Annotated in this window: 14 protein-coding genes; 6 read left to right on the forward strand and 8 right to left on the reverse strand. The window is 63.2% G+C overall.

Annotated elements, in window-relative coordinates; all coding sequences use genetic code 11:
• Positions 1-169 precede the first annotated feature (169 nt).
• The 5 genes from VPH41_RS02170 to VPH41_RS02190 form a co-directional block, all read right to left on the reverse strand.
• Positions 170-1,300, reverse strand: coding sequence for a YbdK family carboxylate-amine ligase (locus VPH41_RS02170; protein WP_101482803.1), 1,131 nt, complete (start codon positions 1,298-1,300; stop codon positions 170-172).
• Complete coding sequence (locus VPH41_RS02175; RefSeq protein WP_193316932.1) at positions 1,301-2,488, reverse strand: cation:proton antiporter; 1,188 nt, start codon at positions 2,486-2,488, stop codon at positions 1,301-1,303.
• A gap of 313 nt (positions 2,489-2,801) precedes the next feature.
• A complete protein-coding gene (locus VPH41_RS02180; protein ID WP_152255107.1) occupies positions 2,802-3,971 on the reverse strand; it encodes a vWA domain-containing protein in 1,170 nt (389 codons plus the stop codon).
• Complete coding sequence (locus VPH41_RS02185) at positions 3,965-4,615, reverse strand: GNAT family N-acetyltransferase (RefSeq protein WP_328568819.1); 651 nt, start codon at positions 4,613-4,615, stop codon at positions 3,965-3,967. Before VPH41_RS02185 ends, VPH41_RS02180 begins: the two co-directional genes overlap by 7 nt.
• Before the next feature lie 9 nt (positions 4,616-4,624).
• On the reverse strand, positions 4,625-5,494 hold the full coding sequence (locus tag VPH41_RS02190) for an AAA family ATPase (protein WP_328568820.1): 870 nt from the start codon (positions 5,492-5,494) through the stop codon (positions 4,625-4,627).
• Between the two features lie 233 nt (positions 5,495-5,727).
• Here VPH41_RS02190 and VPH41_RS02195 point away from each other — a divergent pair, with 233 nt between their 5' ends.
• Positions 5,728-6,057, forward strand: coding sequence for a c-type cytochrome (locus tag VPH41_RS02195; RefSeq protein WP_077408527.1), 330 nt, complete (start codon positions 5,728-5,730; stop codon positions 6,055-6,057).
• A gap of 11 nt (positions 6,058-6,068) precedes the next feature.
• Entirely contained in the window at positions 6,069-6,410 is a 342-nt protein-coding gene (locus VPH41_RS02200; RefSeq protein WP_152255110.1) for a c-type cytochrome, read from the forward strand.
• A gap of 140 nt (positions 6,411-6,550) precedes the next feature.
• Here the strand turns inward: VPH41_RS02200 and norR are convergent, their stop codons facing one another.
• Positions 6,551-8,110: a nitric oxide reductase transcriptional regulator NorR gene (gene norR / locus VPH41_RS02205; protein ID WP_328568821.1), complete on the reverse strand. Its 1,560-nt coding sequence runs from the start codon at positions 8,108-8,110 to the stop codon at positions 6,551-6,553.
• A gap of 150 nt (positions 8,111-8,260) precedes the next feature.
• Here norR and nirK point away from each other — a divergent pair, with 150 nt between their 5' ends.
• The 3 genes from nirK to VPH41_RS02220 are packed head-to-tail and all read left to right on the forward strand — an operon-like array spanning position 8,261 to position 12,749.
• A complete protein-coding gene (gene nirK, locus VPH41_RS02210) occupies positions 8,261-9,742 on the forward strand; it encodes a copper-containing nitrite reductase (protein ID WP_328568822.1) in 1,482 nt (493 codons plus the stop codon).
• A 29-nt stretch (positions 9,743-9,771) separates the two neighbouring features.
• Positions 9,772-10,449, forward strand: coding sequence for an iron-sulfur cluster repair protein YtfE (gene ytfE / locus VPH41_RS02215; RefSeq protein ID WP_152285095.1), 678 nt, complete (start codon positions 9,772-9,774; stop codon positions 10,447-10,449).
• A 14-nt stretch (positions 10,450-10,463) separates the two neighbouring features.
• Positions 10,464-12,749 (forward strand): nitric-oxide reductase large subunit, encoded by a 2,286-nt coding sequence (locus VPH41_RS02220; RefSeq protein ID WP_328568823.1) that lies wholly within the window; start codon positions 10,464-10,466, stop codon positions 12,747-12,749.
• A gap of 135 nt (positions 12,750-12,884) precedes the next feature.
• On the opposite strand, the gene VPH41_RS02225 is transcribed toward VPH41_RS02220, so the two are convergent.
• Positions 12,885-13,307: a DUF1841 family protein gene (locus VPH41_RS02225; protein WP_152285093.1), complete on the reverse strand. Its 423-nt coding sequence runs from the start codon at positions 13,305-13,307 to the stop codon at positions 12,885-12,887.
• Positions 13,308-13,779: 472 nt separating this feature from the next.
• Here VPH41_RS02225 and mqo point away from each other — a divergent pair, with 472 nt between their 5' ends.
• Entirely contained in the window at positions 13,780-15,369 is a 1,590-nt protein-coding gene (gene mqo / locus VPH41_RS02230; protein ID WP_328568824.1) for a malate dehydrogenase (quinone), read from the forward strand.
• A 102-nt stretch (positions 15,370-15,471) separates the two neighbouring features.
• On the opposite strand, the gene VPH41_RS02235 is transcribed toward mqo, so the two are convergent.
• The gene (locus VPH41_RS02235) at positions 15,472-16,104 is read right to left on the reverse strand and encodes an RNA pyrophosphohydrolase (RefSeq protein ID WP_328568825.1); all 633 of its coding nucleotides are present in this window, start codon (positions 16,102-16,104) and stop codon (positions 15,472-15,474) included.
• Positions 16,105-16,138 lie beyond the last annotated feature (34 nt).

Consider the following 16,138-nt stretch of genomic DNA (forward strand, 5'->3'; position numbering starts at 1 on the left):
CCGGGGGCTGACCCGGCGGGGCAGACCCCATGGATGCGACGTCGCTTAGGCCAGACTGTAGGTCGGATTAGCGCGCAAGCGCGTAATCCGACGCCGCCACTGGCGCTAACAATATTGTCGGATTACGCCCTATGGGCTAATCCGACCTACGCTACCGGCGCGTGCAGCGTCAATAATTCATCGGTTCGCCCCGGAAGCAGCGGATGGCCGAATCCACCATCCCCTCGGCGCTGCCCTGCAAGCTATGCTGCTTGCGCAGGTATTGCGCATCGCTCCACTGCTTGGCCACGTCCGACAGGTGTTTCAGGGCCGGCGTGCTGCCCAGCGCTTCGGCGTGCGGTTCCATCTTGCGCAGGGTGGTCATGATGTCTTCGCGCAGCGACATCGTTTCGTAGGTTTTCGGATGCGTGATGGCGCCGTCGAGGCCGAAGCGGCAGGCCTGGAAGCGGTTGTAGTTATACACGAGGTAATCGTCTTCCACTGGCGGCGCTTCCTTGCGTTCGAGCAGGTAGCGGCATAGCGCTTGCAGGTAGGCGGCCAGCGCGGCGGCGCGCTCCACCGTCAGCGGCGTGTCGCACACGCGCAGCTCGATGGTGCCGAATTCCGGCTTGGGGCGGATATCCCAGTAAAAATCCTTCATGCTCTTGATGATGCCCGTGTTCTCCATCTTGGCGAAATACTCGTTGGAGAACTGGTCCCAGCTCAGGGTGAACGGCGCGCGCCCGCTCATGGGAAACGCAAACACGGAATTGAGGCGCGCCGAGTCGAACAGGGTGTCGCGTCCCTGCACGTAAGGCGAGGATGCCGACAGGGCGATGAAGTGGGGGATGTAGCGGTTCAGCGAATGCAGCAAAAACATGGCGTCGTCGCCCGAGGCGCAGCCGATGTGCACGTGCTGGCCGAAGATGGTGAATTGCTTGGCCAGGTAGCCGTACAGTTCCGAAATCTCCTGGAAGCGTGGCTTGGAAAAGATCTTTTGCGACGACCATTGCTGGAATGGGTGGGTGCCGCCGCCCGCGATGCCGATATTGAGCTTGTCGCCGGCCGTGATCAAGGTGTCGCGGATTTCCTGCAGCTGCTCCAGCAGGGGGCCGTGATGCGTGTGCACGCTCGAGTTGATCTCGATCATGCTCTCGGTGATTTCCGGCGTGACGTTGCCGGGGAACGGTTTTTTGTTCAGCAGATGCAGCAGGTCGGGGCTGGCGGCCGTCAAGTCGTAGTCCGACAGGTTCACCAGCTGCAGTTCGAGTTCGACGCCGAAAGTCAGCGCGGCCGATTGGCCAAAGGGTTCCAGCGGCATTTAGCGCTCCTTGATTTCGTGGGTTTCTTTGGCCAGCATCAGCACGCGCTGCACCAGCACGGGACCGACCAGTTCCAGGCCCAGGGTGACGGCGGCCAGGGCGTTCAATTCGTCGCCGAAGTTCACGCCATGCTGGCGCGCGTGTTCGAGCAGCAGGATGATGAAGACGGAGACGGGCGTGAGCGCCACGCCCGTCAGCACGCCCTTGCGCCAGGAAATGCCGCTGACATGCGAAAACGCGGCCACGCCGACGACTTTGGTCAGCAAACGCCCGCCGACGACGGCCAGGGCCAGGCCTGCGCCGGCCGTCACGCTGGCCCATTCCAGGGTCGAGGCGGCATACACGAACAGCAGCACCGTCAGCAGCTCGCCCAGCGCGCCGAAATTGCGCTGCGCCTGGCTGAAGGCGACGCGGCGGTGGCGCGCCACCAGGCCGAAAGTGAGCGTCGCCAGCAGCGGCGACAGGCTGGTGGTGTAGGTGAGGGCGACGAGCAGCATCACCGACAGCGCAAAGGCGACGGTGGCATCCTGCGCCATATTGCCCAGGCGGCGCAGCATGGCCGGCACGACGATGCCGAAGACGGTGCCGGCGGCCACGGAGGCGGCCAGCACGGCGGCGCTGCTGCTGCTCGCCTCGATCAGGTCGGTGGAACTCTGGAACATCCAGAAACCGACGATGATGTTGAACGTGAAGACGGCCAGCACGCAGTTGAGCGCCGTCAGGTGGACGATGCGCTCCGTGACCTGGCCCGAGCTGCGTTCCTCGTTAATCACGCGCATGATGGTGGCGGGCGAAGTGGACATGGCCAGGGACGCCAGCAGCAGCGCCGTCATCGAGGTGGAACCGAATTCGATGCCGATGAAGTAGACGACGGCAAAGGTCAGCAAGGACTCGACCAGGCCCGTGACGGCGATCCAAGGGTTGTTCTTCAGCCAGCGCAGGTTGATGCGGTAGCCGACTTCGAAGAGGATCAGGCCGAAGGCCACGTCGGCCAGTACCAGCATGGGGCCCGCGTCCGTCTGCGGCAGCACGCCCACTTGCGTCTGCGCCAGGATGAAGCCGATCACGCCATAAAAACTGATGCGCGGCAGGCCTGTCCAGCGGTGGCCGAATTCGCCCACCACCCAGGCCAGGGTGATGGCGAACGGCCAGGACAGGTCGGCGGCGATCGAGAGGAGACTTTGCATGCTCATTCCTTTGAAAATGGCGCTGGCACCGGCCGGCAGCACGGGGGCTGGCGCGGCAATGTCGTGGTGCAGCGATGGTGCATTGTTTGCGCAGAGCGATGCGCCGATTCTACCGGAGCAGAAGGCGCGCACGATGTGCGCAATCGAACAGTGTCGCGGCCATGGCGGCCGCGCACAGGATGCAGCAGGGTGGGGCAGGGCTGGTATCAGCGTATGCTACCCGCCCGCAGCGGAGATGCTCCGCACGGTAGTTCCGTGTTGCAGTGTACGACATGGCGGCCCCCTGCCGCCATGGACTTTTTGTCGTGAGTCTTTATTTACTAAGCAGACGCATGCCCCGTTCCAGCCCGTCGATCGACAGGGGGAACATGCGGTTGTTCATCAATTGCCGCATGACGCCGATGGACTGGCGGTATTGCCACAAGCCCTCGGACTCGGGATTGAGCCAGATGAATTTCGGGAATGCCTGGGTAAAGCGCGCCAGCCACGTCGATCCCGCTTCCTCGTTGTTGTACTCGACGCTGCCGCCCGGCTGCAGGATTTCATAGGGGCTCATGGTGGCGTCGCCGACGAAGATCAGCTTGGTATCGGGCGGATACTTGCGCAGCACGTCCCAGGTGGGAAAACGCTCGGCGTTGCGGCGCCGGTTGTTCTTCCACAGGTAGTCGTAGACGCAGTTATGGAAGTAAAAGAACTCCATGTTCTTGAATTCCGTCTTCGCCGCCGAAAACAGTTCCTCGGTGCGCTCGATATGGTCGTCCATGCTGCCGCCCACGTCGAGCAGCATCAGTACCTTGATGCGGTTCTTGCGCTCGGGGCGCATCCTGATATCCAGATAGCCCGCGTTATTGGCCGTGGCGGCGATGGTGGCGTCGAGCGCCAATTCGTCTTCCGCCCCTTCGCGCGCGAACTTGCGCAGGCGGCGCAGGGCCACCTTGATGTTGCGCGTGCCCAGTTCGCGTTCGCCGTCGTAGTCCTTGTAGCTGCGCGCTTCCCACACTTTCACGGCCGTGCGGTTGCCGCCCTTGCCGCCGATGCGGATGCCTTCCGGATTCGTGCCGCCATTGCCGAACGGCGAGGTGCCGCCCGTGCCTATCCACTTGCTGCCGCCTTCGTGGCGTTCCTTCTGTTCCTTCAGCAGCTCGTTGAGGCGGTCCATCAGCTTGTCGTAGCCGAATTTTTCCAGCTGCGCCTTCTGCTCCTCGGACAGCTCGCGCTGCATGCGCTTGAGCAGCCAGTCGAGGGGAATCGCCGCATTCGTGTCGAAGGCGGCGTTGACGCCCTTGAAGTACTGGGCAAACGCGCGGTCGAACTTGTCGAAATGGGCTTCATCCTTGACCAGGGTCAGGCGCGCCAGATAGTAAAAATCGTCCATCGAGGCGTCGATGACGTTTTGCTGCAGCGCTTCGAGCAGGGTCAGGAATTCCTTGATCGAGACGGGAATCTTCGCATCCTTGAGCGTGAAGAAGAAATCGATCAGCATGGCACTTCCTCTGTCCCTGCGCCGCCCGCGCGGGGCAGCGCGGCGATCGGACGCTGCGCCAGCTTGTAGCGCAGATGGGCCGCGATCTCGGGCCACTCGCCCCGCGTGATGCTGTACATGACCGTGTCGCGCACGGTGCCGTCGCGGCGCAGCGCATGGTGGCGCAGCACGCCATCCTTTTTCGCGCCCAGGCGTTCGATGGCCGCCTGCGAGGCATGGTTGAAATTATCGGTGCGAAAACCCACCAGCGCGCAGCCGAGGGTGTCGAAGGCGTGCGCCAGCAGCAGCAATTTGCAGGTAGTGTTGACGTGGCTGCGCTGGCAGCGTTTCGCATACCAGGTGTAGCCGATTTCCAGGCGGCCGATGGCTGGCGCCACGTCGTGGTAGCTGGTGGTGCCGAGCACTTCGCCGCTGGCCGCATCGACGACGGCAAAGGCGAAGCGCGCGGGGCGCATCTCGATGCCCTTGAAGATGTACTGGTCCACCTGGTCCGGCTCGGGCACGGAAGTGACGCGCAGGTTCCACAGCGCGCCGTCCGCGGCTGCCGCGCGCAAGCCGGGCGCATGGTGCGGCGCCAGCGCTTCGAGGCGGATGCCGTGCAGTTCCAGGGGCGCGAAGACCTTGTCCGGGCTGATGTCGTTCACCGGCGCTCCTTAGCGGTTGGTGCGCGACATGAACATCAGGCGCTCGAACAGGTGCACGTCCTGCTCGTTTTTCAGCAGCGCGCCGTGCAGCGGCGGCACGACGGCCTTGTTGTCCTTGCTGCGCAAGGCTTCGGCCGGAATGTCTTCGGCCAGCAGGAGCTTGAGCCAGTCGAGGAATTCCGACGTCGACGGCTTTTTCTTCAGGCCCGGCACGTCGCGCACTTCATAGAAGGTTTGCAGCGCCTGGGCCAGCAATTCCTGTTTCAGGTGCGGGTAGTGGACGGCGACGATCTGCTCCATCGTGTCCTTGTCCGGGAATTTGATGTAATGGAAGAAGCAGCGGCGCAGGAAGGCATCCGGCAATTCCTTCTCGTTGTTCGAGGTGATGATGACGAGCGGACGGTGGCGCGCCGTGACCATTTCGCGCGTTTCGTACACATAGAATTCCATGCGGTCCAGTTCGCGCAGCAGGTCGTTCGGGAATTCGATGTCGGCCTTGTCGATCTCGTCGATCAGGAGCACCACCGGCTCGGGTGCCGTGAACGCCTGCCACAGTACGCCCTTGACGATGTAGTTCTGGATGTCGCGCACGCGCTCGTCGCCCAGCTGCGAATCGCGCAGGCGCGAGACGGCGTCGTATTCGTACAGGCCCTGCTGCGCCTTGGTGGTCGATTTGATATGCCATTGCATCAGCGGCATGTTCAGCGCGGCAGCCACTTCCTCGGCCAGCATGGTCTTGCCCGTACCCGGCTCGCCCTTGATCAGCAGCGGGCGCTGCAGGGTCAGCGCCGCATTCACGGCCAGTTTCAGGTCGGCGGTGGCGACGTAGCTGTCGGAACCTTCGAAGCGTAGGCCTTGCTGGGGGTGCTTTGCTTGCATGAGCGGTCTGCCAAAGTAGGGAAACGGTGAGTATAAACAGAACTGTGGCGCACTGCCACGCGGACGGCCTGTGCCTGCCTGCCTACAATGCGGGTTTTATAGGTGGACTTGCAAGAATATCTTGGCTAGAATCGGCAAGTAGCAGCTTAATTGGCAACCTTAATTGTCAATACATAAGATCAAAAAAAACCAGCTCTGGCGTTTCTCCGATTACCTCTGTTCACTTTGCCACTATGAAAAAAATATTTGCACTTCTCGTGCTTGCCGGCATAGCAAATGCCGTCACAGCGGCTGACATTGTAGGAAACGCCAAGGCAGCCGCTGCCAAGGTGGAAATGTGTATCGGTTGCCACGGCATCCCCGGTTACAAGGCAACCTTCCCCGAAGTGTTCCAGGTGCCGATGATCGGCGGCCAGCCGGCAAAATATATCGAGAATGCGCTGCAAGCCTACAAGAAGGGCGATCGCAAGCACCCCAGCATGAAGGGCATCGCCAGCAGCCTGTCGGACCAGGATATCGCCGATGTCGCCGCGTACTATGCGCAACAAGCCAAGCCGAACTGAGGATCAGCCAGATGAAAACATTACTCGCCGCCCTCGTTTGCGCCACCGTCTCGTTCGGCGCCAGCGCCGCCGGCAATATCAACACGGGCAAGGCCCTGGCTGAAAAATACAGCTGCGCCACCTGCCACGGCAAGGATTACGGTTCGCCCATCGACCCTTCCTACCCCAAGCTGGCGGGCCAGCACCGGGACTATCTGGAACATGCCTTGACGGCGTATAAACGGGGCGACAAGGCCAACGGCCGCAACAACGCCATCATGACGGGCCAGGTAAAACCGCTGAGCAACCAGGACATCAAGGACCTGGCCGCCTACCTGCACAGCCTGCCGACGACCCTGGTCATCCACCGCTGAGCGGTTTCGCAGGGTCTATTAGTTGTTGTGACACCTGACAAAACCGTAGCGAGCGGAAGGGAGAGGCGGCCGAGACGCGGAACTGTGCTGAAGCACAGTGAGCATCGCAGCTTGCCTATACCGACGCGCAGTAGGTTTGGTCAGGTGTTCTTCAGCCCCACCCGGCGCGCCAGCTTGTGCAAATTGCTGGCGTCCAGCCCCAGCTGCCGCGCGGCAGCGGCCCAGTTATCTTGATGCAGCAGCAGCGCTTGCCGGATGGCCTGGCGCTGGCTCGCTTCCACGATCTGATGCATGGACAGCAGCGGCGCTGCCGGCGTGCCGCACGCTGCCGGTTCCGGCAGTAGCGCGCCTGCGCCGGCCGGCGTCTCCAGCGCATCGAGGTCGAGCATATCCGTTTCCAGGGTCACGATGTCCTTGCGGTCCGCGCCGCGGATCACGGCTTTCAGCGCGGCCCGGCTGATCACATGTTCGAGTTCGCGCACATTGCCCGGCCAGCGGTATTGGCACAGGGCGTTTTCCGCCGCGGCGGACAGGCGCAGGCTGCGCAGGCCCAGGCGCGCGCGGTTGAGCTCAAGAAAACCGCCCGCCAGCAGCAGCACGTCATTGCCCCGCTCGCGCAGCGGCGGAATCGGCACGGGATACACGGACAAGCGGTGGTACAGGTCGGCGCGGAACGTGCCGTCGCGCACATGCTCGCGCAAGCTGCGGTTGGTGGCGGCGATCACGCGCACATTGACCCGGCGCGGCCGGTCCGCGCCCAGGCGCTGGATTTCGCCATTTTGCAGGGTGCGCAGCAGCTTGGCCTGTATCGACAGCGGCAGCTCGCCCACTTCATCGAGGAACAGGGTGCCCCCTTCGGCCGCCTCGAAGCGCCCGGGCCGGTCGCTGACGGCGCCGGAAAACGCGCCCCGCACATGGCCGAACAATTCGCTCTCGGCCAGCGATTCCGGCAAGGCCGCGCAATTGACATGGATCAGGGGCTTGCCCGCGCGGCGCGACAGGCGGTGCAGGCGGTGCGCGCACAGCTCCTTGCCCACGCCCGTTTCGCCCAGCAGCAGCACGGGCAGTTCGGAATCGGCCACCACCTGCAGCTCGTGCAGCAGCTGCGTGATGGCGCTGCTCTGGCCCACGAAGTCGTGTTCCTCGCGCGGCGCCTGCGCATCGGCCAGCATGGCGCCGCCCGACAGGCGCAGCGCGCGGATTTCCGTTTCCAGCCGCGTCACGCGCACGGCTGCCTCGATGGCGCAGGCCAGTTCGCCCAGCTCGCGCTGCGCCTGCCCGTCGAAGGTGCCCACCTGCAGCGCGTCGAGCGTGATGACGCCCCAGCGTTCGCCCTCCAGGTCCAGCGCCATGCCCATGCAGTCGTGCACGGGCAGCGGCTCGCCGGCCCGCTCGGCGATCAGGCCGTCATACGGATCGGGCAGGGAACTGTCGTGATGGAAGCACAGCACGCCGCGCCGCCGCAGGATGGCGGCCAGGCGCGGATGGTCGGCGACGGCGAAGCGGCGCCCCAGCGCATCGCTGGCCAGGCCGGCCATCGCCACGGGACGCAGATGCTCGCCATCGAGCTTGAGCAAGGCCACGGCCTCGCAGCCGAAATGGGCGCGCAGGCTGCCCACCAGCCGTTGCAGGCGCACGGCCACGGGCAGGTCGGCAACCAGGTCGGTGAGCAGCAGCAGGTGGATGGCGGTGACGGTCATAAGTACCATGCAGGGTACAACGGACCACGGCCAACCACGGTCATTACGACCGTGCATTTTTCAAATCGTTGATTTAAAACAAGTTTTTCCTGGCACACGGTTTGCCTAGGTAAGGGTGCCGAACCGGCATACAAGACCAAGGAAAGCTTGATGAAAACGACTCCCTCCCTCCGCGCCATTGCCGCCGCCGTCTGCGTCCTGGCATTCCCCCTGTCCGTGCAAGCCCAGGCCAGCCTGCCGGCCAGCGCTGCCGCCACTGCCGCCAAACCTGCTGCTGCCGCGCTCAAGCGCTATGAGCTGCAAACCAATATCGTCGACGGCAAGATGGTGTTCATCGACGCCAAGGGCCAGGTCAATCCCGTGCTGGCGGCGAACGTGGGCGACACGGTCGAACTCGTACTGAAAAGCGGCGAAGGCGCCGAACACGATTTGCTGATCCCGGAGCTGAACGTGGCGTCCGCCAAGTTCAGCGCCAATAGCGGCAGCACCAGCGTGCGCTTCAAGGTGACGCGCGCCGGCACGTTTACCTATTACTGCTCGATTCCCGGCCACCGCCAGATCGGCATGGAAGGCAAGCTGCTCGTGGGCGGCACTTCGCTGGCCGAAGCGGGAGCGCCGAAGGCTGCTGGGGCCGGCGCGGTCAGCGAATCGGGCCAGGCCGCCGCGCTGGCCCTGTACACGCCCGCACCATCGCCGATGCGCGGCCCCGATCCGTCGGCCGTCAGTGTGGCGGCCAATCCGGCCTCCGTGCCGAGTGCCATCGGCACGCGCGCGCCGCAAACCCTGAAATACCGCATGGAGACGGTGGAACTGCCGGGCAAGCTCGATGACGGCACCAGTTTTACGTACTGGACCTTCAACCGGCAAGTGCCCGGCCCCATGCTGCGCGCGAAGGTGGGCGACACGGTGGAACTGACACTGTTCAACGCGAAGGACAGCAAGATGATCCACTCGATCGACCTGCACGCCGTGACGGGCGGCCATGGCGGCGGACAGCACACGCAGGTGGCGCCGGGGCAGGAAAAAACCGTCACCTTCAAGGCGCTCAATCCGGGCCTGTTCGTGTACCACTGCGCCACGCCGCTGGTGCCGCAGCATATCGCGGCCGGCATGTACGGCATGATCCTGGTCGAACCGGAAGGCGGCTTGTCGAAGGTGGACCGCGAGTATTACGTGATGCAGGGCGAGATGTACACGGGCCGTCCGCACGGCGCGCCCGTGCACCAGGAACCGAACCTGGAAAAGATGGCCAACGAGCTGCCCGATTACTACGTCTTCAACGGCGAAGTGGGCGCCCTGAGCAAGACGCACAAATTGCAGGCGAAGGTCGGGGAGACGGTGCGCATCTATTTCGGCGTGGGCGGTCCGAACAAGATTTCATCGTTCCACATCATCGGCGAGATCTTCGACAAGGTGTACAGCGAAGGCTCGATCAGCAGCCCGAAACACGATGTGCAAACGACGCTCGTGGCGCCGGGCGGCGCAACCATCGTCGAACTCAAGGTGCAGCACCCGGGCAGCTATCTGCTGGTCGACCATGCGCTGTCGCGCGCGGGCAAGGGCGCCGTGGGCGTGCTGGAAGTGACGGGCGAACCCGTGCCCGGCGTCTACCACGCGGGCGCCGTGCAATAAATTTATCTATTCATCCTCAAGGAACTGTTATGGAAATGATCGACCTGTCCCTGGGCCAGCTGGCCCGCCGCATCCCTGGCGCCACGCGCCTGTTCGATGCGCACCGCCTGGATTTCTGCTGCGGCGGCAACAAGACCCTGCGCGCGGCGGCCGAAGCGGCCGGCGTGGATACGGCCCCCATCGTCGAAGAATTGCGGCTGCTGGAAGGGCGCGCGGATGCCAGCGGCGAGCGCGACTGGCAGGAAGCTTCGGCCACGGAGCTGGTGGAACACCTGCTGGCGCGCTACCACGCCGTGCACCGCGAGCAGCTGCCCGAGCTGATACGCCTGGCACGCAAGGTCGAGCAGGTGCATGGCGGCCGCGCCGACTGTCCGCACGGGCTGGCGGAACACCTGTCGGCCATGGCGCAGGAACTGGAAAGCCATATGCGCAAGGAAGAAGACGTGCTGTTCCCCATGATCGTGCGCGGCCAGGGCCCGCGGGCGGGCGCGCCCATCAATGTGATGCGCATGGAGCATGACGACCATGGCGTGGCCCTGCGCGCGCTGGAAGACATGACGAACGGGATCACTGCGCCGGCCGGCGCCTGCACCACCTGGCGCGCACTGTACACGGGACTGCGCACCTTCCGCGAAGACCTGATGGCGCATATCCATACCGAAAACAATATCCTGTTCGAGCGCTTTGCGCCGGCCGCGGTGCACTGACAAAGGAAAGACCCATGGGTCCCTACAAAAAACTCTGGTTCACCCTGATCGGTGTGCTGATCGTGACGTTTTCGCTGCTCGGCTACTACGGCACGGAAGTGTATCGGCAGGCGCCGCCCATCCCCGCGCAAGTGCTGGCGCCCGATGGCCGGCAGCTGTTCGACCGCGAGGGCATCCTCGACGGCCAGACGGCCTGGCAATCCGTGGGCGGCATGCAGCTGGGCTCCATCTGGGGCCACGGCGCCTACCAGGCGCCCGACTGGACGGCCGACTGGCTGCACCGCGAACTGACGGCCTGGCTGGAACTGGCCGCGCAGGAGCAGCATGGCAAGGCGTACGGGGCGCTCGACGGCCCCGCGCAGGCGGCGCTGCGCGAAGCGCTCAAGCTGGAATACCGGGGCAACCGGACCGACGAGGCGCAAGTGCTGCGCCTGTCGCCGCGCCGCGTGCAGGCGATCGCCGGCACGGCGCACTATTACGACCAGCTGTTCTCCGACGCGCCGGCCCTGCAAAAAAGTCGCGAGCATTTCGCCATGAAGGAAAACACCCTGCCCAGCGCCGAGCGGCGCGCGCAGATGACGCAGTTCTTCTTCTGGACGGCATGGGCCGCCGCCACCGAGCGTCCGGGCCAGCAGGTCACGTACACGAACAACTGGCCGCATGAACCGCTGATCGGCAACCAGCCCAGCGGCGAAAACCTCGTCTGGTCGGTTGCCAGCGTGGTGGTGCTGCTGGCGGGTGTGGGCTTCCTCGTGTGGGGCTGGGCCTTTTTGCGCGACCACGACGACGCGCTGCCGGCCGCCGGTCCACGCGATCCGCTGACGACGTTTGCCCTCACGCCTTCGCAGCGGGGATTGGGCAAATACCTGTTCCTGGTGGTGGCCCTGTTCATCTTCCAGGTCTTCATCGGCGGCTTTACGGCGCACTACACGGTGGAAGGGCAGCAGTTCTATGGCATCGACGTGTCGCGCTGGTTCCCGTATGCGCTCACGCGCACCTGGCATATCCAGGCCGCGCTGTTCTGGATCGCCACGGGCTTCCTGGCCGCCGGCCTGTTCCTGGCGCCCCTGATCAATGGCGGCAAGGACCCGAAGTGGCAGCGATTGGGCGTCGACGTGCTGTTCTGGGCGCTGGTGCTCGTCGTCGTCGGCTCGTTCATCGGCAACTACCTGGCGATTGCGCAAGTGATGCCGCCCGAGTGGAATTTCTGGCTCGGTCATCAGGGCTATGAATATGTGGACCTGGGCCGTCTGTGGCAGATCGGCAAATTCGCCGGCATCCTGCTGTGGCTGGTGTTGATGCTGCGCGGCGTGGTGCCGGCCTTGCGCCAGCCGGGCGGCGACAAGAACCTGCTGGCGCTGCTGACGGCGTCCGTGGGCGCCATCGGCCTGTTCTATGGCGCCGGCCTGTTCTACGGCGAACGCACGCATTTGTCGGTGATGGAATACTGGCGCTGGTGGGTGGTGCACCTGTGGGTGGAAGGCTTCTTTGAAGTGTTCGCCACCACGGCGCTGGCCTTCATCTTCTCGACCCTGGGCCTGGTGTCGGTGCGCATGGCCACGACGGCCAGCCTGGCGTCGGCCTCGCTGTTCATGCTGGGCGGCATCCCTGGCACCTTCCACCACCTGTATTTTGCCGGCACCACCACGCCCGTGATGGCCATCGGCGCCAGCTTCAGCGCGCTGGAAGTGGTGCCGCTGATCGTGCTGGGCCATGAAGCGTGGGAAAACTGGCGCCTGAAGGAGCGCGCGCCATGGATGGAAAACCTGCGCTGGCCGCTGATGTGCTTTGTCGCCGTCGCCTTCTGGAACATGCTGGGCGCGGGTGTGCTGGGCTTCATGATCAATCCGCCCGTGGCCCTGTACTATATCCAGGGCCTCAACACGACCCCCGTGCATGCGCATGCGGCGCTGTTCGGCGTGTACGGCTTTCTGGCGCTGGGCTTTACCTTGCTGGTGCTGCGTTATCTGCGGCCGGATTGCCGCTTCAATCCTGCGTTGATGAAGACGGCGTTCTGGGGCTTGAACGGGGGGCTGGCGCTGATGATCTTTACCAGCTTGCTGCCGATTGGCATCATCCAGTTCCATGCCAGCGTGACGGAAGGCCTGTGGCACGCGCGCAGCGAGGCGTTCATGCAGCAGCCGCTGCTGCAGAACCTGCGCTGGATACGCACCTTCGGCGACGTGGTGTTCATCGCCGGCGCCGTCGCCATGGCGCTGCAGGTGGTGCTGGGATTGATGGGAAGACGGCCTGCACAGGCCTTGCCTCAGCGCATGAAGGAGGCAGTAAAACCGATGTGAGGTAGTACCGGTATAACACCTGGCAAAACCGTAGCGAGCGGCAGCGATTTGTGGCCAAGAAGCGCAACCGTACTCTAGTACGGTGAGCATCGCAGGCCGCAAAGCGCGACGCGCAACAGGTGTTGACAGGTGTTCCTACCGGCGGCGCACGCAGTCGATATACGCATCCGTATCGGGCGGCAAACCCGAACGCTGCGAAGCCCAGATCATCTGGCCAAGGCATTCCATCACTTCGTGCTGGGCGGCATGGGCCGAATCGAGGCGCTGCGTCAGTTGCTGCACGGCGGGGCGGATGCCGCGCGGCTGGTCGACCTGTACCTGCTCCGTGATCGACAGATGCATGGACAGGTGCAAAAACGGGTTCGCCTGGCCCCCTTCGACGGAGTAGTCGCGCGCCAGCGCCGCGTCGACGTCGGAGAGCTCGCTTTCATATTCGGGGTGTTCGAGGATCCAGTCGAGCGCGATCGCTTCCATCGGCGTGAGGATTTCATGGGCGCGATGCTTGCGTAATGTTTCACAAAAGAAACGGCGCACATCGTCGGAAGAGGGGTTGAACATGGCTGAATGACTATGGCTAAAGGGCAGCCGGCATTGTACCGCGTACGTCGGCGAAGGGCATCGGGGATGCCCTTTTTGCCGTCTGGCGCCCGCTTGCATAACCCGATAGTCACCGTCATTTAATACCCTGCAGTAAGTATTATCCACTACCGCCGCAGCCCGGCAGCGCCAAATAACGGTGATAAAATCGCCGTTCTTGATATTTGCACTGGACATGACGGCGATTTCATTGCCGGTTTTTCAGCCGACAACGATGTCCGCGCTGTCCATTGCCCGCACCTTTGCCACCAGATCTTGCTCTCGGGATATCCCGGAGCGCGGCAGCATGCCTATCACCATCGACATGGACCTGTCCGGCCGCCCTGGCGTGCCGGAGGCCAGGCTGTTTTTCGTCCGATATGCCGGTAGCCGCGATGGTCCGCCACGGTGGCGTGCAAGAATCACCCTTCAGTATCCAAACATGGAGTTACGAATGCGTAAATCGCTATTACTTTTGATGTCGTGCCTGATCCTGGCGGCATGTGACAAGACCCCTCCGGCCTCGTCCGAAAAACCGGTCGACGTGCTGCTGGTCGGCGCCGGCACCATGAGCGCCACCCTGGGCAGCATGCTCAAGGAACTCGACCCGTCGCTGACGATGGAAATGTACGAGCGCCTCGATTCCGTGGCCGCTGAAAGCTCGGACGCGATGAACAACGCGGGCACGGGCCACTCGGCATTTGCCGAACTGAACTACACGCCGGAAGCGGCCGATGGCAGCATCGAGACCAAGAAAGCCGTTGAAATCAACGAGCAGTTCGAAATTTCCAAGCAATTCTGGGCTTACCAGGTGGCCAACAAGCACCTGGGCGCGCCGCAAACGTTCATCAACAACGTGCCGCACATGAGCTTTGTGTGGGGCGATGCCAATATTGCTTTCCTGCATAAGCGCTATGAAGCGCTGCAAAAGCAAAACTTGTTCAAAGGCATGCTGTACTCGGAAGACCAGGCGCAGATCGCGCAATGGGCGCCGCTGGTCATGCAAGGCCGCGACAAGGGCCAGAAAGTGGCGGCAACGCGCATGGAAATCGGTACCGACGTCAATTTCGGCAACCTCACGCGCGGCCTCGTCAAATACCTGACGGACAGCCATGGCATGGCTTTGCACCTGCGTCACCAGGTGGAAGACATCCAGCGCGGCGCCGATGGCGTGTGGAACGTCAAGGTGAAAAACCTGGCCGATGGCAAGGAAAAGAATGTGCGCGCCAAGTTCGTCTTCATCGGCGCGGGTGGCGGTTCGCTGCCGCTGCTGGAAAAATCGGGCATTCCGGAAGCCAAGGGCTACGGCGGCGTGCCGGTCGGCGGCCAATGGCTGGTGACGACCAACCCGGAACTGGTGGCAGCGCATGCTGCCAAAGTGTACGGCAAGGCGTCCGTCGGTTCGCCGCCGATGTCCGTGCCGCATCTGGACACGCGCATCATCGATGGCAAGAAAGCCCTGCTGTTTGGCCCGTTTGCCACGTTCTCGACCAAGTTCCTGAAAAACGGTTCGTGGATCGACTTGCCAGCCTCGATCGGCAGCGGCAACGTCAAGCCCATGCTGCAGGCAGGCTATGACAATATTCCACTGACGAAATATCTGGTCCAGCAAGTGATGAACACGCCGGAAGACCGCCTGGCAACGTTGCGCGAATACCTGCCGAACGCCAAGATGGAAGACTGGACCTTGCAGAATGCGGGTCAGCGCGTGCAGATCGTCAAGGATGACCCTGTCAAAGGCGGCTTGCTGCAGTTCGGCACGGAAGTCGTCGGCGCCGCCGATGGCAGCATCGTTGCCTTGCTGGGCGCTTCGCCAGGCGCCTCGACTGCGCCGCCGATCATGATCAAGGTGCTGCAGACGGCATTCAAGAGCCGCCTGGCGACGCCGGAATGGCAAGCGAAGATGGTGGAAATGGTGCCGTCGTACGGCCAAAAGCTGAACAGCGATCCGGCCCTGGCCAACAAGATCCGCCACTACAGCAGCGACATCCTGGGCTTGAAAGCGTTCACGCTCGACGTACCGCCTGCGCCTGCGGCAAACTAAGCAAGACTGACCGGCAGGGGAGTTTCCTGTCGGAATGAAAAAAGGGGCAGCCTGTTCAGGCTGCCCCTTTTGCGTGGGAGAGTGCGTTCATGGTACGGCGGACTACTCCTTGCCCGGCACGATCAGCTCGGGCGTGCGTCCTTCGGCGGCGGTGCCGTCGCAAGGCTTGGCCGCCGCGACGCCATCCTGTGCCCGTGGCGCATGGGGCTGGCGCAGGTAGCGCGCCGTATGGCGGTGCTGCTGCTGTGCGTTGCCATGCACGGGCCAGGTCAGGAAGCGGGACAGCTCCTGCAAGGCGCGCTGGTACACATCGCGTTTAAATTCAATGACGACATCGAGCGGGACCCAGTACTCATGCCAGCGCCAGGCGTCGAACTCGGGATGGTCGGTCAGGCGCAGATTGACGTCGTTATCGCGCGCGCACATTCTCAGCAGAAACCAAATCTGCTTCTGGCCACGGTAATGGCCGCGAATCTCGCGCTTGATGAAGTGATCTGGCACTTCATAGCGTAGCCAGTCGCGGGTGCGGCCGACAATTTTGACGTGTTCCTGTCTGAGTCCGATTTCCTCTTCAAGTTCGCGAAACATGGCTTGTTCCGGTGTTTCGCCATATTTGATACCGCCTTGCGGAAACTGCCATGAGTGCTCGCGCACCCGCTTGCCCCACCACACCTCGTTCTGGGCGTTTAGCAGGATGATGCCGACGTTGGGCCGAAACCCTTCACGGTCGAGCATAATGCACCTCAAACTTTCTGCGACAGTGCGTCTT

This window comes from Janthinobacterium sp. P210006, from assembly GCF_036231885.1.
GTDB classification, from domain to species: Bacteria; Pseudomonadota; Gammaproteobacteria; order Burkholderiales; family Burkholderiaceae_D; genus Janthinobacterium; species Janthinobacterium violaceinigrum.